Below are 18330 nucleotides of genomic sequence, written 5' to 3'. Positions count from 1 at the left end.
TCCCCGGGGGAGAAGGGGCACTAGATTCCGGAATCCCTTTCGCAAGTTTGGGAGAGAGGTTGGGGTGAGGGCCTCTAGGGTTTTTCTTACGCGCAGCTCCTTAACCGGGCTAAACTCAATCCCCAAGCCAAAATGCTAGCTTAAGAAAGACGGAGCATCCCCCTCGACTATGGTCCAACCCCAGGCATCCTGGCAGATTCAACCACCGCCGGAGCTTCCGCCCGACTGGCCCGAAGCGGTGCGGCAGGTGGCCAGGCTTGAACACAGGCCCCAGTTTGGCGCTCAGCTGCTGTGGCAGCGCGGTGTTCGGACTGTTGAACAGCTGCGGAGATTTCTCAATCCAGCAGACTATCAGCCTGCCAGCCCGTTTAACTTTGGCACAGAGATGGAGCAGGCCGTCGCGCGGCTGATCCAGGCCCGCGAGCAGGGCGAAAAAGTCGCAATCTGGGGTGACTTCGACGCCGATGGGATTACCTCAACCGCCGTTCTGTGGGATGGACTCGGCCAGTTTTTCGCCCCAGAGCAGCTGACCTACTTCATCCCCAACCGGCTGAAGGAATCCCATGGCCTGGCCCGGGTCGGACTAGAGCAGCTCGCCGCCCAGGGCTTTTCGCTGGTCGTCACCTGCGACACCGGCAGCACTAACCTGGCCGAAATTGACCATGCGCAGCAGCTGGGGCTATCGCTGATTATCACCGACCATCACACCCTGCCGCCGGAGCGACCGCCGGTTGAGGCGATTATTAACCCGCGATCGCTCCCCCCAGATCATCCCCTAGCCGACCTCTCAGGCGTCGCCACCGCCTACAAGCTAGTCGAAGCCCTGTACCAGCGCCTGCCCGACATCCCCGAGCGGCCCTTGGCAGAACTGCTAGACCTGGTGGCGATTGGCCTGATCGCCGACCTAGTGGCGCTCACTGGCGACTGCCGCTATCTGGCCCAGGTGGGTATCCAGCAGCTGAAGCGGGCCAGCGACCCCGCGATCGCGACCCGCCGTCCCGGCGTCACCCGGCTGCTCCAGCTCTGCCGTCGCACCGGCGATCGCCCCACCGATATTTCCTTCGGCATTGGTCCGCGGATCAACGCCGTCAGCCGGATTCACGGCGACGCCGGATTCTGCGTGGAGCTGCTGACCAGCCAGGATGCCGAGCGCTGTAAAGTGCTAGCCGAGCAGACCGAGGACGCCAACGCCCGCCGCAAAGCGTTGCAGAAAGACGTGCTGTACCAGGTGACCCAGCAGCTCGCCAGCCTCGACCTGTCTACCACCGGCGTGATTGTGCTGACCGACCCCCAGTGGCCCGTCGGTATATTGGGCCTGGTGGCGGGGCAGATTGCACAGCAGTACGGCAAGCCGACAATTTTGCTGACCCTGGACGCCGAGTCGGCGAATTCAGGTGGGCCTCGCCTGGTCCGGGGGTCGGCCCGCTCGGTGAACAAAATCGACCTCTATCAGCTGGTGCAGGCCCAGGCCCATCTGCTGCACAGCTTTGGCGGCCATCCCTTCGCCGCCGGGCTCAGCCTGCCGGTGGAAAATCTGCCTCTGTTTACCGAAGCCGTCAACCGTCAGCTGCGCCAGACTCAGGCTCTACAGGGCGATCGCGGTCCCACCCTAGCAGTAGACCTGACCGTCACCGTCGCCGACCTAGGAGCAGACCTATTCCGCCAGCTTAGCCTGCTAGAACCCTGCGGCATGGGCAATCCCGCGCCCAAGCTGCTGATTAAAGACGCCTGGTTTGAGCGCACCTGGCATCAGAATTTGCGCGATCGCGCGGGCCGCAAGCTGAGCTACATCAAAACCGAATTTCGACTTTGCGACGAGACCCAGCCCGAGGGCTTTGCGGGCATCTGGTGGGAGCATTACAAAGACGAGCTGCCGCCCGGTCGCTGCGCTGTCGTGGTCGAGCTGGACTACAACAGCCATGCCAAAGCCAGCCGCTACGAAGTTCGGCTGATTGACCTGCGTTCGGCGGAGACAGAGGTTGCGAATCTTCCCCAGCTCCAGCCGTTCTTAGAACTGGCCCCGTCAGCGGTGGGAGACCCCCTCCAGACCTGGGAAACGCTGGTGGGTTTGGCCAAGTATCTTAGCCGTACCGGTGAGACGGCCAGCCGCGAGCAGCTCTGTGCAAAGCTGGGGATTGGCGATCGCACTTTAACTTTGGGACTGAGCGCGATCGCGCAGCTGGGCTTTGAGCTGACCCAAACGTCAGACGCGGTGAGCTTCAGCCTGCCGTCGCACAGCCTGACTCCAGCCCCCCAGTTACCCCGAGCCGAGCTACAACAGTTTCTGGATGCCCTGCGAGAAGAGCAATTTCGCCGTCTGTACTTCGATCAGGTGCCCGCCACGGCAGCTCAGCCAGCAATTTCTAATCTTCGCTGAGCAGCTTTTCCGATAGGCTGTATTTGGATGTTTGCCCGTCGGCCTATGATTCCCCGTCTTTCTCTCACCCAGCGATCGCTAGCAGCGCTGCTCTTTCTGAGTTTGGGCACCTTTGCCTGCAATAAGACCAGCACTCGAGTCTTTTCTTCAGAGTCCGCCGCTGAGGCCGATGTCGCCGCCGCCGCAGACGGCGTTTCTGCGGTAGCAGAGCCGTCCGAGCAGACTGAGCCCTACGTTGTCTACGAGGAAGACGGCGTGGCCATTAAGGGAGCCGACCCCGTCGCCTATTTCACAGATGCCGAATACGTCCCCGGTAGCTCAGAATTTACCCACGACTGGGAAGGCGTGACCTGGCAGTTTGCCAGTGCCGAAAATCGCGATCGCTTTGCCAGCAGTCCCGAGCAGTACGCGCCCCAGTACGGCGGCTTCTGCGCCTGGGCGGTGAGTCAGGGTTACATCGCGCCAATCGACCCCGAAGCCTGGACGGTGGTAGATAATCGGCTTTATCTCAATTTCAACCAAAAGATTCAGGAGCGCTGGCTGAAGGACGTTCCCGACAATATCGCCGATGCCGATGAAAACTGGCCGGATGTTTTGCTCTAGCGTCGCGCCAGGCTGAGCTTTAGCCCCGAGGCCGGTCGCAGGGTGGGAATCGGCTTCATGCTCAGGTCCTGGTTGGCGGCAAGCCTCCAGGTATAGCGCCGCAGCAGCAGGGCCGCAAAAATTTTCATCTCCATTTTGGCAAAGGCCAGGCCCAGGCAGACCCGGGGGCCACCGCCAAAGGACACCAGGCTGTAGTCTGACGGCCTATGTTCGGCCCGGCCCGGGCTAAAGCGATCCGGGTCAAACCGGTCTGGCGCAGCATAAGCGGCTCTGTTGGTTTCATTGATCCGATAGAGCGCCAGCCAGCCAGCCGGGACGCGGTAGCCCTTGAACTCAAACGGCTTGATTACCTGCCGGAAGCCGCCTCCTACCGGCGGATACAGCCGCTCAGTTTCTTTCAGCACCTGGTCGAGGTAGGGCATTTGCTTCAGCTGATCGAGCGTCAGGGTGCCGGTAGCCGCTAGTGCATCCTGCTCTTCTCGGGCCTGCTGGAGCACAGCGGGATGCTGACCCAGCATCATCATCAGCGATGTCAGCAGCGAGGTCGTGGTCTCGTGACCGGCAAACAGCATCAGCAGCGTCTGCACCTTAATCTCTTCCTGACTGAGGCGATTGCCCGCCTCATCTTCAGTTTGCAGCAGCAGCCCCAGCACGTCCTGGGTGGGGTTGGCCTGCCGAGTTTGGATCATTTCTTCGATGTAGGTGAGTAAGCGATCGCGGGCGCGCAGGGCTCGACCATAGGGCAGCCAGCGCCAGCGTAGCGGCGGGGCAAACAGGCCGTTGGTCAGGTCGGTAAACCACTGCGACAGCTGGTCAATCGGCGCTCCGGGCGGGCTGCCGACGAGCAGTACGCTGGCCACTTCGAAGGTGAACTGCTTCATCGCCGGAAAGACGGTCAGCTCGTCCTGCTGCGCCCAGTCCTGCTGATATTGCTCAGCTAGATTCATCATTGTCGAAAAGTAGCCCTCCAGCGCCTTACCGTGAAAGGCGGGCATCATCAGCCGCCGATTGCGCCGGTGGGTTTCGCCATCCTGCAAAAATAGCGATTCGCCCAGCAGTTCCTGAAAATTCTGCGGCCAGCCCCCCTTCCAGGCAAAATGCTGCATGTGGCTGGAGAGCAAAAATTCGCAGCCTTCTGGACCAATAAAGACTACCGTTGGCGAACCGAGGATATGGGTTTTGAAGAAATTGCCATAGCGCCGCTGACGTTTAGCAGCAAAGCGCGGATCGAGTAGAAAGCTGGGCGTTTCGCCAATCAGGGGCAGCCCGAGCTGTCCGGGGGGGAGGGGAAGAGAGGTCACAGGATAGGTCGCAAAAAAGCTAAGATCGGTGCAGATGAACCGATCTTGCGGGATAAATGAGGATTAAACAAGTTTTCACCTGGCTGAGCGTACTGCTTCTGAGTACGGCTCTGCTGAGCTGCTCCAGCGCCGAGCCCAGTGCATCTGTGCCGGCAGAGTCAGCATCAGAGACGGCTCAGCTAATCAGCGCTGACGATAGCCAGCTGGCCGAGGCTGTTTTCGCAGGCGGCTGCTTCTGGTGTATGGAAAAGCCCTACGACCAGCTGCCCGGCGTGGTTTCTACTATCTCGGGCTATACCGGCGGTGAGGTGGAAAATCCCAGCTATCAGCAGGTTTCCGCCGGCACGACGGGCCATGTAGAAGCGCTTCAAGTTCGCTATGACCCCGAGCAGATCAGCTACGAAGAGCTGCTGCCGGTGTTCTGGCACAACATCGACCCGGTGGACGACCAGGGCCAGTTTTGCGATAAGGGCAGCCAGTATCGTTCAGCAATTTTCTACCAGAACGAGGAGCAGCGGCAGCTGGCCGAAGCGTCTAAGCGATCGCTAAAAGCCTCTAATAAATTTGACCAGCCAATTGCCACCGACCTGCTACCTGCGTCGGAATTCTACCCGGCGGAAGACTACCACCAAAACTACTATCAAACCCACCCCGTCCGCTATAAGGTCTATCGCTTTGGCTGCGGTCGGGACCAGCGCCTGTCTGAGCTGTGGGGCGACGAGGCTCCGGTTCACGATTAGGCCATTGGTAGAGGGGAGAAGGACTTTGGTCTCTAGCTCCCCTTCTTCTCCCGCGTGGGAGAAGGGGCTGGGGGAATGAGGGGATAGAGATTTGTCAGTCAATCAGGTTGTGGCATGTAATGGCTTTGCTGGCAGCTTCGGCAGCGGCGGTAACCTAGTTGGGGCTGCCACCCTATAGCTTGATAGAAGCATCCGTCAATATAGCTCAAGCTTCAACTTGTCGGCTAACCGTTTTGCAAAGAGCGACTCTGAATCCTATTGACTGTGTCGCCTCCAAAGGCAGACGCAAAGCACAGCTAAAACCTGGTATGCCTAACAGCAGAACGTTTTTATAGATTCCCGATGACTCGCCTACTAATTATCCGCTGCGTTGCCGCTATCGGCCTTTGTTTAGGCTGCCTTCTGGGCTGGATGCCGGCTGCGCTGGCTGCCGAACCCAACTTTGTCACCTCGGCAGTGGAGGCGGCTGAGCCCGCAGTCGTTCAGATCAACGTTTCCCGCGGCCTGGGGGGCAATGTCCCGCGCTTTTTCAATCCCTTTGGCGGTCCGCGCTCTGCCCCACCGGGCGGCATGATGCAGGGGATTGGCTCCGGCTTTGTGATTGACGAGCGCGGCTATGTGCTGACTAATGCCCACGTCGTCGCTAATGCCGACCAGGTGATGGTGCTATTTCCAGACGGCCAGTTCCTGGAGGGCAGCGTTTTAGGGAAGGACCCGGTTACCGACGTCGCCGTCGTGCAGGTGCGCTCTGACATCAATCTGCCGGTGGTGCAGGTGGGCGACTCCGACGAACTGCAGCGGGGGCAGTGGGCGATCGCGATTGGCAATCCCCTAGGCCTCCAGGAAACCGTAACCGTCGGCGTAATCAGCGCCACGGAACGCTCCAGCAGCGCCATTGGCGTCCCCGACCGCCGGGTCGGCTTCATCCAAACCGATGCGGCGATCAACCCCGGCAACTCCGGCGGCCCGCTGCTGAACCAGCAAGGCGAAGTCATCGGCGTCAACACCGCCATCATCGGCGGCACTCAGGGGCTGGGGTTTGCCATCCCGATCAATACGGCCCGGCGGATTGCCGAGCAGCTGATTGCCGGTAAACCGGTGGAGCATCCCTACATCGGCGTCCAGATGCTGACGCTGAACCCGGCCATCCAGCAGCAGATCAGCCGCATGTCCCGGTTGAATATCAGCATTGAGGCCCAAACCGGCGTGCTGGTGATGGAAGTGATCCGCAATTCGCCCGCGGCGCGGGCCGGGCTGAGGCCGGGGGATGTGATCCAAGCGATCGCGCAGCAGCCCGTTACCAAGGCCGAAAAAATTCAGCAAATCCTAGACCAAAGCGGCGTCGGTAATCCGCTGCTGATTAAGCTGATGCGGCAGGATCAGGCCGTGGAAGTGACGGTGCGACCGGAGCAGCTGCCAGCGCAGAGAGGATGAGGTTGCGAATAATACAGTTCAAACGTACTACTTTGCGGTACTATAGGCCCACCGCAGCGTTATCAGGTGTTTTCCATGGCCTGCCTCACCCTTCGACCCGGCATATCGCTCCGCTTGAAAGAGCAGCCCCACGACTTACCCGATTTCATCCTGGAAAAATATCAGGATGGGTACTGCTGGATTTATCAGCGGGACTGGGGACCTAACGTTCACCTGCGGGTCAGCGTGGCCCAGATTGCGATTCCCCGAACTTGCCAGCTGAGGCGTTAAAAGCAGCAGAACCCCGCCAGACCTTTTACAGTAGAGAGAACGCTATTTGAGAAAATTAGTATGACTGCCATTAAAACCTCTGCCCGCGAATTGCTACGGGCCGCCTACGAAAACCGCTATACCTGGGATAGCAGCTTCCCCGGCTATACCTCCGACGTCACCTTCCGGCGCGGCGACCAGACCTTCACCGGCAAGGCCCAGGTCAACCCAGATCTCTCTGCTGAAGTGGCCGGAATCGACGATGAAGAAGCCCACAAAATGGTCAAGGGCCAGCTGTGGGAAGTCGCCATCCACCGGGTCCGCCGCGAGTTTGAAGATACCCATGGCAAAAATAAGTTCGAGCTGGGCGAAGTAGACGACAGCGGCGCCGTCGAAATTTTGGTCAGCGGCAAGTCCGAAGGCGACCGGTATAAGGTCCGCAATGACGAAGTTGTGCTAGTCCATCGCCATATCCACGGCGTCGTCGTAACGATCAACACCTTTGACTCCCACGATACCGGCGCGGGCTACCTATCCCACACCTATGACTCGGTCTACCACGACCCCAAGACCGGCGAGCTCAAGCAGGGCCGCAGCGAATACCGGGATGAGTACGAAAAAGTGGGCGACTATTTCATCCTGACCGAGCGGGTAATCCGCTCAGAGGATGGCTCGGAGCAGGTATACCAATTTTCTAATATCCAGCTGATGTCGCCCGAACGGTAAAACCCCCTTACGCCTCCGGCTGAACATGCTATCCTAGGTAAGCGCGAAAGCGTACCGGGGCGTAGCGCAGCTTGGTAGCGCACCACTTTGGGGTAGTGGGGGTCGTGGGTTCAAATCCCGCCGCTCCGATTGATAAAAGCCTGCTCGTTGAGCAGGCTTTTATGCTGTCTGGCCATGCAGATCAGGTAATAGAACAGCTTTCTTCATCACATGCGATCGCGTCAGTCGCGTTTTCGGCAGGAACGACGGAGAATCCCCCTACTCGGATGCCTTCAAAACTAAACTGCTCTTGCAAAACCTGATTGAAGCTAGCGATGATATCCGGCAGCTGCTTTTCGATCTCGGCGCGCAGCTCGTCGGCTGCTGGCGGCGGGTTGCCAATGGATTCTATAGACATAAGACTAGGTCCTAGAGAGCGGGCTACGCACATCTTAGGCTGGAATTTTCATCTCCGGCTGCCAAGGATAAGAAAATCGACATAGCGATCCGTTGAGCATCGTCTCCCCTACACTGAATTTGAGTACAGATAGCGTCACCCTCCTAACCATGCCTCCCGCCAAAAAAGCGACGTCAACGGTTTATCAGCTCAAAATCACCCTCAGCGGCGCACGACCGCCGATCTGGCGGCGGGTGCAGGTCGCCAGCGACATTACCTTGGGTAAGCTACACAAAATTATCCAGCGGGCCATGGGCTGGTATGAATGCCACATGCATGAGTTTGACATTTTTGGTGAAGCTTATGGCGAACCGATGCCAGAATACGATCTCGATATCCGCAGCGAGCGCAATGTGCGATTGAATCAGGTTGTCACCGGCGAAAAGTTTAAGTTCTCCTACATCTACGATATGGGCGACGGCTGGGATCATAAAATCTTGGTCGAGAAGGTGCTGCCAGCGGACCCTGAAGTGCGCTATCCCATCTGTATCAAGGGTAAGCGGGCCTGCCCCCCAGAGGACTGCGGCGGCATTTGGGGCTACGCCGAATTTTTAGAAGCGATCCAAACGCCCGATCACCCCGAGCACGAGTCCATGCTGGAATGGGTCGATGGTGAGTTTGACCCAGAGCATTTTGACCTGGAGGAAACCAATCAGCAGCTGAAGGGGATTCGCTGACCATGCCCTGGGAGACTGGCAATTAAATAGCGTAGCGGTTCGCCCTCACCCTAAATCCCTCTCCCGGGGGAGCTACTGTGTATACACAACCCCTGAAACCCTTTTCCTGCCTGTGTTTAGCCCTCATCCTAAATCCTTCTCCCAAAACTGGGAGAAGGACTTTGAGTTGGTCAGCTGCTCGTAACCAAATAAACTTTATAATCCGTGAAAGCCTTGCAGTCCAAAAGCTCTTGCTCCCCTTCTCCCAAATTTGGGAGAAGGGGCTGGGGGATGTAGAGCTTGCTCTTCCCGAAGGGTGGGCCATCCGCGATACTCTGCCATGCTCCGATTTATGTATACACAGTAGCCCGGGGGAGAGGGACTTTGAATCCGGCTCCCTTCTCCCCTCGGGAGAAGGGCTGGGGATGTAGAGCTTGCTCTTCTCGAAGAGTGGGCTCCGGTGCTGATGGCTGGTACGTTATTAACATGCACGTCCATAGCTAGCTAGCCTCTGAATATAGGCTTGGTGAGCAGCTGTCCCCAAACTCTTCTGCAGCTGAGCCAGGACGATTCCCAGCTCTCGCTGCTGCATTGCCTCTACTGCCAGCACCAATCCCGGAAACGTCGGACTCTCAATCAGTCCCTGCGACGGTTCCAAGCGCTCGTACTGCCCCTCGACCAGATGAAGCCAGAGAATCCGATTTTCGACCATTTGCCAGACGATATAGTCCTGCACCGCGTTACGGCGATACGCGTTTAGCTTGACATTCATGTCGTAGGCAGCGCTGCTCGCCGCAATCTCCACAATCAGCTCCGGTGCACCCTGGATATAGTCATCTTCAGTAATTCGAGACCGTCCCCCAGCCGCTGGCTCAATCCGCAAAAGGGCATCTGGCTGCGGCTCATTGTCCATGTCCAACCGCACCGTGGTGTTGTCCGCGAGATAGGTGCCGGGGGTTGCCGCATAGTAGACCCCAAGCCAGGCGATTACCAGCGCGTGGGGGTTGCCATGGCTGTTTGCCCGAAGCGCGGCTGCCATAAAAACCATACCTTCGATCAGTTCTGCTTTTTTCAGCTGGGGCATGGCCCTGTAGCGGCGCTCAAACTCGGCCTGGGTCAGGCAGTCACCGTTTTCCAGCAGCGGTATTGAGGGCTTAATCGGGGTGGGCATGGCTACTCTCCAAACTGTGATTATTCTGACACAGCCGACAAAAAGGGCAGAATGGCTGCGGCGACCTCATTTCCATATTCTTCTGCCAGGCCTAAGCTGCCCGGCAGCCGAGCGGACTGTACCTGGGGCTGGTCGGCCATTGCCTCCATCTCGGCCCGCGAAGCGGAGGGAGCCTGCTCTGCCACAATCACCATTACCGGCACCGCTAGTTTTTCAAAATAGGCCAGCATATTGGCCCGACTTTGCACCGGATCGAGGCCGCCGGTGACGAACGCGGCGGGTGCATAGCGGGCACCGGGCTGCTGGGTGCTCTGGTGGCGCCGGGCAATGTAGTCGGGCGTCAGCTTGGATTCGTCCACAAACACATGGCGGCTGTACATCCATTTGAGAAAGGCGGGCTGGGTGTTCAGGCCGTAGAGGGCCTGGCCAATTAGGGGCGATCGCACCAGCTCCCTCACCCCGCCGCGCACGGCCTCCGGTGCCCCCATCACCGTCAGCGGCCCGCGCCAGGTAGGGGCCACCAGCACCAGCTTTGACCAGGCGTCCGGCAGTGCCAGGGCATACCCCGCCGCATGACCCGCCGCAACGACGGCAACCGGCTGGTCGAACCGGGCGCTGACAAAGTCTTGCAAAAACTGCCGATAAAACTCTGGCCGATAGTCTACCCGGGGCCGGTCGGATTCGCCAAAACCGGGCCAGTCCAGCGCCGTCACCTGATGAGTCGAAGCCAGCCGAGTCGCCAAAGCCGCCATTTCAGCCCGGGTAGAGACCGTACTGAAGGCGGGCAGCAGCAAAACCGGCTGGCCCGAGCCCAGGGTTTCATAGATGCAGGTGATCGGCTGCCCTTGCCAATGCCAGCAATAGGTCGCCACTGTCCCGTTGAGAGACATTGGTGCAGCTAAGGTAGACATTCGAACCTCCAAAAACCAGGTGTGTTAGCTGATTATTGAACGGCGTTTAATAAAAATTAAAGGCACCGTTCGATTAAGCGAGTAGACGAGCTGACGATGTCTAAAGACCATTTTGTTGAAGATGCCAAGCTCTAATTGAATAGACCATTTGATAGATGACTGAAGCATGCAAACCGCAAGTTTCCTACACAGCTTCCTTTGACTGAAATTAGCGTTCACGAGCTTTGGCATTCACTAGATATTGTAAAAAGTCAAGTAATTAAAGACTTTTCTAGGTTAATAGCCATCTTAACCCTTGCATCATGAAAAGTTAATTTGGCCGTGAAAGCATAGGCCTTGGTGATTTTAGGGACAGAAACGCTCTGCTCCTGATAGTGCTTCTCAGACTCATTCAGTTTTCCCATTGGGCTTAATACATCATGGCTAAGAACGTAATCATTATGATCGGCGACGGTATGGGCTGGGAGATGGCCCGAGCCGCTGCAATTCAGAAAGCAATTAACGAGGGTGCCACGGGCGATACCCTCAGCGACTTCTACACCGAAGGCAAAGGGACTGGCCTCAGCTTTCAGAACTTAGAAGGTTACTCTATTGCCACCACTAGCAATACCTATATCGACGGTGATAAGGGCAACTCTGCCCTACAGGGTGATCCGCTACTCCATGAAACCGGCGATGCGCCTCCTCGTGAAGGTTTCGAGTTCAGTACCGACCCCGCGCTGGTAGAAGGCTTCTTCCCTGAGCTGCGGGATTCAGACGGTTTTGACGAAGACCCGGTTTTCAATACTGAAACGACCCCGCTAGATGTCGGCAATTTCACCGTCGGCTTTGACGCAGCCCGGGTTAGCGACACCGCTAGCGGTTTCTTCGTAGCCGACACGGTAGACCTGGATGTACCCCTGTTCGATCTCAGCAACCCTGAAGTATTTGAGACCGAAGACGGCGTATTAGAGATCAGCGGCGCAGACCTGCTAGTTTCCCCTGAGCTGGCCGCCCTGCTCGGAGACGAGGACCTGGCGGGTGCCGATGTTGGGGATGCTCGCATCGATGCTGCTGTCTCAGGCGATGCTGCTGCCACCACGATCGACTCTGGCGTGACCAGCGTTTTCCTAGATACCGAGCTGCTGGGTGACGAAGCTGGCTTAGAGCTTACCGGTGCTGACAGCGATGCGTCTCCCGCTGAAGGCGAGTTTCAAGTGGGCTTCAATATCGTTGACGCTACCGACTTCACCTTCAGCCTGGAAGATGGCTTTGCACCAGTTTCTGGCTCCATTGAGCACTCCGGCACCGTTAGCTTTGACCTGGAAACTCCCGTAGGTGAAGCCCTGGGTGGCAACCTGCCGATTTATAACCTAGAAAAAGGACGCGCCCTACCCTGGCTGCCTGACCCCGATCCGGAATACGTCAAGAACCTCTATCCAGACTCTGCGGGTACGGCCACGGCGCTCTACGCGGGTGAGAAGACCTACGTCGGGGCGATCGGCGTCGAAATTCACGAGCACGACCTCGAAACTCTGGGCGAAACTGCTCGCGAGCTGGGTAAGTCCTTCGGTACGGTCAGCTCAGTGCCCTTCAGCCATGCGACTCCTGCGGCTGCCGTCGCCCACGTGAGCCAGCGCAACAAGTACACGCCGACTGAGCGGGCTGAGAACCTGGATGAAAACGGCGACCTGATTGCCGATGACAACATTGTTTACGATTTGCTCAACGAAACTCAGCCTGAGCTCGTACTGGGCGGCGGTCACCCCGACGGTCGCGGCGACTTCCGATACATCAGCGAAGAGCAGCTAGAGTCCCTTCGCAGTGGTGAAACCGGCTATACCTTTTTGGAGCGCGGAGAAGACGCCGGGGCAACCCTGCTGGATGTGGCTTCTACCGTTGACGTCAACGCGGGTGAAAAGCTGTTTGGCCTCTATGGCGCTCGCGGTCAGAGTGGAAACCTGCCCTGGCGCACCGCCGACAGCGACTATAGCAACACCGGCCTGAGCAGCCGCACCGATGCCACTCGCCCGCTGAAAGAGGGTGAAACGGTTGAGGAATTCATTGCCAGCGAGGTCAATGTCAACGCCAACCTGAACGAGATGACCACTGCCGCCCTGGACGTCTTGGGAGACGACCCGGATGGCTTCTGGGTCACCATCGAAGGCGGCGATATCGACTGGTCGGCCCATGACAACAACCTGGATAACAACATCGGCACCACCTTCGACTTTGAGGAGTCGGCGCAGACCGTGATCGACTGGATCGGTGAGAACGGCGGCTTTGAAGAGAACCTGCTCATCGTCACCGCCGACCACGACCACTACTTCACCCTGAATGAAGACTTCCCTGCTCTACTGCGCGAGTTTGGTGCTGAGGCGCTGACGACAGCGGTGGATAGCGAAACCGGTGAGGCAATCGTTGAGGTCAACGTCGATGAGGAAGGCGCGCCTATCCTCGATGAAGACGGACGCGAAGTTCTGGTTAAAACAGATAACACCGATGTTCCTAGCTCTGGCCACTACTGGGGCTCTGATCCCGCTGTGAAATACGGCTGGGGCACCCACACCACCATACCCGTTCCGGTCTATTACGAAGGCGATGGCTCTGACCTGCTCGCCGGTTTTGAGGGCGAAGGCTTTACCAGCTATGGCAAGGAAGTCCCCGGCATTGCCAACTTTGTAGACCAGGTGCACATTGCCCAAACGATGGGGATGTCGCTGACGGGAACCGAGAACTTCATTAACGGCTACGACGCTGACGAAGAGCTTGTCGGTGGTGACGAAGGCGACATGATTATGGGCCGTGAAGGCGCTGACGTTTTAGCAGGTGGCCTCGGCAATGACTACATCAGCGGCGGTGCTGGCGATGATATCGCTCGCGGCGATCGCAACTCCCGCTCTCCTCAAGTGGGTGAACCTGGCGGTGACGATTTCATCGATGGCGGTGCGGGTAACGACCGTATTGGAGGTAAGTCGGGCAACGACACCCTGATCGGCGGCAATGGCGACGACCTGATCTGGGGTGACGACGGCGACGACTTGCTGCGCGGCGGCCTGGGCAACGACACCCTCACCGGGGATGACTTCTCTGGCGGTAGCGGCAGCGATACCTTTGTCCTAGCCGCAGGCGAAGGCACCGACATGATTATGGACTTTGAAGTCGGCACTGATTTCATCGGTCTAGTCGATGGCCTCAGCTTTGGCGCACTGACCTTGAGCGGTAACGCTATCGTCTTCGAAGATGAAACCCTGGCGACTTTTGAGAATGGGGTGGCCGCGTCTGAGCTGACTGAGGCTAGCTTTGTGTCGGTATAGGGCCTTCAGCAATCTGACTACCACAGACCTGCCTCAAATCAAAATTACTGAGTTTAACGTCCTCACAATGTCCATTTAATCTCTGGATGAGACGGTTTACCTAGACGTTTATCAGGTCTGAGAATCCTCTGAAAAGATTCTCAGACCTCTACTTTGCCTGACCCATATTCTCTGCTTTGTTGTTCGCAATCAATTGAATTAGAGGTGTAAATGGTTACCTTAAAAGGGTTTGCTTCTCTGCCCGCCGATACCTTTGCTGAAGGCCCGCCGTCTGGCTCAGATAACGGCCTGATTGACGCGATCGCGCGTATCCAACCCATCTCTGCCAACGGGCGCACCGGCCCCTTCGACGGTCAGCCCGTGCAGGGCTTCAGCGGCGTCCAGTTCGCCTCCGGCAGCGACGGCGACACCTTTTGGTTCCTTTCAGACAACGGCTTTGGCGGTCAGGCCAATAGCACCGACTATCTGCTGCGCCTTTACCAGGTAGACCCGAGCTTTGCCGGTACGGAAGACGGCGACACCAGCGTCGAGGTTCAGGCCTTTGTCCAGCTCTCCGACCCGAACGGCCTGATTCCCTTTGAGATTCAAAACCAGGACAGCCCAGAGCGATTTCTGACCGGGGCCGATTTCGATATTGAGTCCTTTGTGATTGACGGCAGCGGCGATATTTGGGTGGGCGAAGAGTTTGGCCCCTTCCTGCTGCATTTCAACAGCCAGGGTGAGCTGCTGGAAGCGCCGATTCCAACGCCAAACCCGGTAGAGCTGGATACGCTCAACGGCCAGGAGCCACTCGTGATCGGTCATCGGGGCGCGAGCGGCGACTTTCCCGAGCATACGCTGGAAAGCTATCGGGCCGCGATCGCGGCTGGGGCTGACTTCATCGAACCCGACCTGGTAAGCACCCAAGACGGCGTGCTGATCGCCCGGCATGAGCCGATGATTGGCGTCGTCCAGCTGGATGAAGCGGGCGAGATTGTCTTAGATGAAAACGGCGACCCGGTCGTCACCTCCGCCACCACCAACGTCGCGGAGCTGGAGCAGTTTGCCGATAGGCTCACCGTTAAAGAGCTGGATGGTTCCTTAGTCGGCGGCTGGTTTGCCGAAGACTTCACCCTGGAGGAAATTAAGCAAATCCGAGCGGTACAGGCTTTGGGCTTCCGCGACTCAGCCTTTGATGGCCTGTTTGAGATTCCCACTTTTGAGGAAGTGATCGAGCTGGTGCAGCAGGTCGAAGCCGACACCGGCGTCAAAGTCGGCATCTATCCTGAGACCAAGCATCCCATCTTCTTTGATGAGCAGGGTCTCTCCTTAGAAGATCCTTTGATTGAAGTTCTCCAAAAAACCGGCTTCACAGACCCCAGCCGCATTTTTATTCAATCTTTTGAATTCCAAAATCTCATTGCGCTTCAGGGTCAGCTCGATGAGGCGGGACTGGGTGACCTACCCCTGGTGCAGCTCTATGGCAACACCCTACCCGACGCGCCCGTAGGTTCAGGGTTTTCTGCGCCCTATGACATTCGCTTCAACGTCGCCCAGGGTAATGACCTGGAAGCGATCTATGGTGCAGAGTTCTTAGCTGCTGTCGAAAATCCGCTGTCAGCGACTACGGTTTACAGCGACCTGGACAGCCCAGAGTTTCTAAAGACCATCAGCAATCTTTATGCCGAAGGCGCTGGCCCCTGGAAGAACAATATTCTGCTGCGGGAAGCGCTAGAAGAGCCTGTCGATGGCAACGGCGATGGCGAAGCTCAAATTACCACTCAGCTCACTGGCGAAATTACGCCCTTTATCACAGATGCCCACGCGGCAGGATTGCAGGTTCACCCCTACACCCTGCGCAATGAAGAGCGCTATCTTACCCTAACGCCCGACGGCACGCCCCAAACCCCCGAAGCAGAGTTTGAGCAGCTGATCGACATCGGCGCAGACGGCTTCTTTACTGACTTTGCCCGCACGGGCGACCCGGTGCGCGATAAGCTGGTTTCTGATCAAGTGCGATCGCCCCAGAATCCTGACTTCGACTTCAACTCGCTTAACGGCCAGACCCCAATTATTGTCGGCCATCGAGGCGCGAGCGGCGACTTCCCAGAGCATACCCTGGAAGGCTATCGGCTAGCGATTTACCAGGGCGCAGACTTTGTCGAGCCCGACCTGGTTTCTACCCGTGACGGCGTGCTGATTGCCCGGCATGAGCCGATGATTGGCGTTGTACGGCTGGATGAAAATGGCGAGATTGTTTTCGATGACAACGGCAACCCAATTGTTACCTCCGCGACAACTAACATTGCCTCTCTAGAACAGTTTGCCGATAAGCTGACCGTCAAAAATTTGGACGGTGCCCTGGTCGGCGGCTGGTTTGCCGAAGACTTTACCCTGGAAGAAATTAAGCAGGTGCGGGCGATTCAGCCGCTGAGCTTCCGCAATCAGGAATACAATGGCCTGTTTGAAATTCCGACCTTCCAGGAAGTAATTGAGCTGGTCCAGGAAGTCAGCGCTGAGGTAGGCCGCCCGATCGGCATCTATCCTGAAACCAAGCATCCGACCTTCTTCAACCAGCAGGGACTCTCTCTAGAAGAACCCCTGGTCGAGACCCTGGTTGAAACCGGCTTTACCAATCGCAGTCGTATTTTTATTCAGTCCTTTGAGGTTGCTAACCTGATCGAGCTGCGGGATAAAATTCTTCCGGCTGCCGGACTCGACAATCTCCAGCTGGTGCAGCTGTTTGGCGATATCGAAAGCGCCTTTATCAACGCGGGCGGCGGCGGCTTCTCGGTACCCTACGATTTTGTCGTCAACGCAGACAAATCTGAAGCAGAGCTGAAGGAAATCTACGGCGGCCTGGCCGACCTGATCGACTTTGCTGCCGCCCCCACCTATCAGAACCTAGCCAACCAAGCCGCCTTTGACGTTATCAGCACCTATGCCGACGGCGCTGGCCCTTGGAAGAACAGCATTCTACTGCGGAAGGCCTTAGAAAAGCCGGTCGATGGGGACGGCGACGGCGCGGCCCAAATTACCAGCCAGCTGACGGGCGAAGTCTTTCCGCTGATTGACTTTGCCCACAGCGCCGGTTTGCAGGTGCATCCCTACACCCTGCGGGATGAGGAGCGCTATCTGACCCTAGATGCTGAAGGCAACCCCCAGACCCCAGGCGAAGAATTCCGCCAGCTGATTGAGCTGGGCGTCGATGGCTTTTTCACCGACTACCCCGAAACCGGGCGGATTGTAATCGAACAGTTTGAAACGGCGGAAGAATTCGCCAACCTGCGCGGCTCTCGCGGCTACGAAGGCATGGCCTTTAGCCCTGACCGCCAGACCCTTTATCCGATGCTAGAGGGTACCGTTTTTGGCGATCCTGAGGGCTCCCTGCGGATTTATGAATTCGACGTGGCCAGCAGCGAGTTCGCCGGAATCCTGGGCCGCTATCAGCTGGCTCAGCCCAACCACGCTATCGGCGATTTCACCCCGGTGAATGAAGACGAGTACCTGGTGATCGAACGCGACGGCGGCCAGGCCGCAGCGGCTGAGTTCAAGAAGGTCTTCAAGGTAGACCTGTCGAAATTAGACTTCGACGGGTTTGTTGAAAAAACTGAGATTGCTGACCTGCTCGATATCGCCGATCCCAACGACCTCGATGGCGATGGGGATGATAGCTTTACCTTCCCCTTCGTCACGATCGAAGATGTCTTGGTGATCGATGAAAGCACGATCCTGGTCGCCAATGATAACAACTATCCCTTCTCTGTGGGTCGCGATTTCTCGGGTGAGGAAATTGACAATAACGAGATTATCCTGCTGGGCCTAGATCAGCCTTTGAACGTCGATCCGCGCCTAGGGATTGCTGGCCTGGAGCGCAATATTCTTCAGGGCGATCGCGATGCCAATATGCTGATTGGCGCTGCCGGGGATGAATTTCTCTTCGGCGGCGACGGCGATGACACCATCGCTGGCGGCCTGGGCGACGACCAGATTTTTGGTGAAGCGGGCGATGACATTCTGCGGGGCGACCTAAACGACCGCAGTCCCCAGGGCAGCTCGGGCGGTAATGACATCATACGCGGCGGCGATGGCAACGATCGCATCGGCGGCAAAGGCGGCAACGACATGCTGTTTGGTGATGCCGGCGATGATCTGATCTGGGGTGACGACGGTGATGACCTGCTGCGCGGCGGCCTCGGCAACGACACCCTGACTGGCGACGATTTCTCCGGCGGTCAGGGCAGCGATACCTTTGTCTTAGCGGCAGGCGAAGGCACCGATACCATTGTGGATTTTGAGATAGGAATCGACCTAATTGGTTTAGCAGACGGCCTGTCCTTCGGCCAGCTAACCCTGACGGGCAGCGAAATTAGCTTCAACGACGAGGTTCTAGCCCTGCTAAACGTATCGACTGCTGACTTGAGCGCAGCAGACTTTACGATGGTTTGAGT

13 protein-coding genes and 1 tRNA gene are annotated in these 18330 nt (G+C 57.6%); 10 read left to right on the top strand and 4 right to left on the bottom strand.

From position 1 onward, the window contains the following. The first annotated feature begins 169 nt into the window (after positions 1 to 169). Positions 170 to 2377 carry a single-stranded-DNA-specific exonuclease RecJ gene (gene recJ, locus IQ241_RS01700; RefSeq protein ID WP_193904678.1) on the top strand — a complete coding sequence of 736 codons (2208 nt, stop codon included), beginning with the start codon at positions 170 to 172 and terminating at the stop codon, positions 2375 to 2377. Between the two features lie 45 nt (positions 2378 to 2422). Beyond that, the gene (locus IQ241_RS01695; protein ID WP_193904677.1) at positions 2423 to 2980 is read left to right on the top strand and encodes a YHS domain-containing (seleno)protein; all 558 of its coding nucleotides are present in this window, start codon (positions 2423 to 2425) and stop codon (positions 2978 to 2980) included. Here the strand turns inward: IQ241_RS01695 and IQ241_RS01690 are convergent. Beyond that, positions 2977 to 4281 (bottom strand): cytochrome P450, encoded by a 1305-nt coding sequence (locus IQ241_RS01690; RefSeq protein ID WP_193904676.1) that lies wholly within the window; start codon positions 4279 to 4281, stop codon positions 2977 to 2979. The genes IQ241_RS01695 and IQ241_RS01690 overlap by 4 nt on opposite strands. 56 nt (positions 4282 to 4337) lie before the next feature. Here IQ241_RS01690 and msrA point away from each other — a divergent pair, with 56 nt between their 5' ends. From msrA to IQ241_RS01665, 5 genes are all read left to right on the top strand, one after another. Continuing rightward, a complete protein-coding gene (gene msrA / locus IQ241_RS01685; RefSeq protein ID WP_193904675.1) occupies positions 4338 to 5021 on the top strand; it encodes a peptide-methionine (S)-S-oxide reductase MsrA in 684 nt (227 codons plus the stop codon). A gap of 342 nt (positions 5022 to 5363) precedes the next feature. After that, complete coding sequence (locus IQ241_RS01680) at positions 5364 to 6455, top strand: trypsin-like peptidase domain-containing protein (RefSeq protein ID WP_193904674.1); 1092 nt, start codon at positions 5364 to 5366, stop codon at positions 6453 to 6455. Between the two features lie 75 nt (positions 6456 to 6530). After that, positions 6531 to 6725 (top strand): hypothetical protein, encoded by a 195-nt coding sequence (locus tag IQ241_RS01675; protein ID WP_193904673.1) that lies wholly within the window; start codon positions 6531 to 6533, stop codon positions 6723 to 6725. Positions 6726 to 6785: 60 nt separating this feature from the next. Then, the gene (locus IQ241_RS01670; RefSeq protein ID WP_193904672.1) at positions 6786 to 7430 is read left to right on the top strand and encodes a DUF3386 domain-containing protein; all 645 of its coding nucleotides are present in this window, start codon (positions 6786 to 6788) and stop codon (positions 7428 to 7430) included. A gap of 55 nt (positions 7431 to 7485) precedes the next feature. Beyond that, positions 7486 to 7559: transfer RNA gene (locus IQ241_RS01665), tRNA-Pro, on the top strand. A gap of 52 nt (positions 7560 to 7611) precedes the next feature. Here the strand turns inward: IQ241_RS01665 and IQ241_RS01660 are convergent. After that, complete coding sequence (locus IQ241_RS01660) at positions 7612 to 7827, bottom strand: hypothetical protein (RefSeq protein ID WP_193904671.1); 216 nt, start codon at positions 7825 to 7827, stop codon at positions 7612 to 7614. 149 nt (positions 7828 to 7976) lie between these two features. Here IQ241_RS01660 and IQ241_RS01655 point away from each other — a divergent pair, with 149 nt between their 5' ends. Beyond that, the gene (locus IQ241_RS01655) at positions 7977 to 8543 is read left to right on the top strand and encodes a plasmid pRiA4b ORF-3 family protein (protein ID WP_193904670.1); all 567 of its coding nucleotides are present in this window, start codon (positions 7977 to 7979) and stop codon (positions 8541 to 8543) included. 460 nt (positions 8544 to 9003) lie between these two features. Here the strand turns inward: IQ241_RS01655 and IQ241_RS01650 are convergent, their stop codons facing one another. Continuing rightward, a complete protein-coding gene (locus tag IQ241_RS01650; protein WP_193904669.1) occupies positions 9004 to 9693 on the bottom strand; it encodes a Uma2 family endonuclease in 690 nt (229 codons plus the stop codon). Positions 9694 to 9713: 20 nt separating this feature from the next. Then, complete coding sequence (locus tag IQ241_RS01645) at positions 9714 to 10604, bottom strand: alpha/beta fold hydrolase (protein WP_193904668.1); 891 nt, start codon at positions 10602 to 10604, stop codon at positions 9714 to 9716. A gap of 419 nt (positions 10605 to 11023) precedes the next feature. Here IQ241_RS01645 and IQ241_RS25295 point away from each other — a divergent pair, with 419 nt between their 5' ends. Next, complete coding sequence (locus IQ241_RS25295) at positions 11024 to 13900, top strand: alkaline phosphatase (protein WP_228021271.1); 2877 nt, start codon at positions 11024 to 11026, stop codon at positions 13898 to 13900. Between the two features lie 210 nt (positions 13901 to 14110). Beyond that, positions 14111 to 18328 (top strand): glycerophosphodiester phosphodiesterase family protein, encoded by a 4218-nt coding sequence (locus IQ241_RS01625; protein ID WP_193904667.1) that lies wholly within the window; start codon positions 14111 to 14113, stop codon positions 18326 to 18328. Positions 18329 to 18330 lie beyond the last annotated feature (2 nt).

The organism is Vasconcelosia minhoensis LEGE 07310 (assembly GCF_015207255.1).
Classification (GTDB): Bacteria; Cyanobacteriota; Cyanobacteriia; order Phormidesmidales; family Phormidesmidaceae; genus Vasconcelosia; species Vasconcelosia minhoensis.
Note: the sequence above shows the minus strand (reverse complement) of the source record. Positions and strands in the feature narration are given on the sequence as shown.

Coding starts and splice junctions, on each gene's coding strand:
- recJ (WP_193904678.1), top strand. CDS start 170: ATGGTCCAACCCCAGGCATCCTGGCAGATTCAACCACCGCCGGAGCTT.
- IQ241_RS01675 (WP_193904673.1), top strand. CDS start 6,531: ATGGCCTGCCTCACCCTTCGACCCGGCATATCGCTCCGCTTGAAAGAG.
- IQ241_RS01680 (WP_193904674.1), top strand. CDS start 5,364: ATGACTCGCCTACTAATTATCCGCTGCGTTGCCGCTATCGGCCTTTGT.
- IQ241_RS25295 (WP_228021271.1), top strand. CDS start 11,024: ATGGCTAAGAACGTAATCATTATGATCGGCGACGGTATGGGCTGGGAG.
- IQ241_RS01670 (WP_193904672.1), top strand. CDS start 6,786: ATGACTGCCATTAAAACCTCTGCCCGCGAATTGCTACGGGCCGCCTAC.
- IQ241_RS01650 (WP_193904669.1), bottom strand. CDS start 9,693: ATGCCCACCCCGATTAAGCCCTCAATACCGCTGCTGGAAAACGGTGAC.
- msrA (WP_193904675.1), top strand. CDS start 4,338: ATGAGGATTAAACAAGTTTTCACCTGGCTGAGCGTACTGCTTCTGAGT.
- IQ241_RS01625 (WP_193904667.1), top strand. CDS start 14,111: ATGGTTACCTTAAAAGGGTTTGCTTCTCTGCCCGCCGATACCTTTGCT.
- IQ241_RS01655 (WP_193904670.1), top strand. CDS start 7,977: ATGCCTCCCGCCAAAAAAGCGACGTCAACGGTTTATCAGCTCAAAATC.
- IQ241_RS01645 (WP_193904668.1), bottom strand. CDS start 10,604: ATGTCTACCTTAGCTGCACCAATGTCTCTCAACGGGACAGTGGCGACC.
- IQ241_RS01695 (WP_193904677.1), top strand. CDS start 2,423: ATGATTCCCCGTCTTTCTCTCACCCAGCGATCGCTAGCAGCGCTGCTC.
- IQ241_RS01660 (WP_193904671.1), bottom strand. CDS start 7,827: ATGTCTATAGAATCCATTGGCAACCCGCCGCCAGCAGCCGACGAGCTG.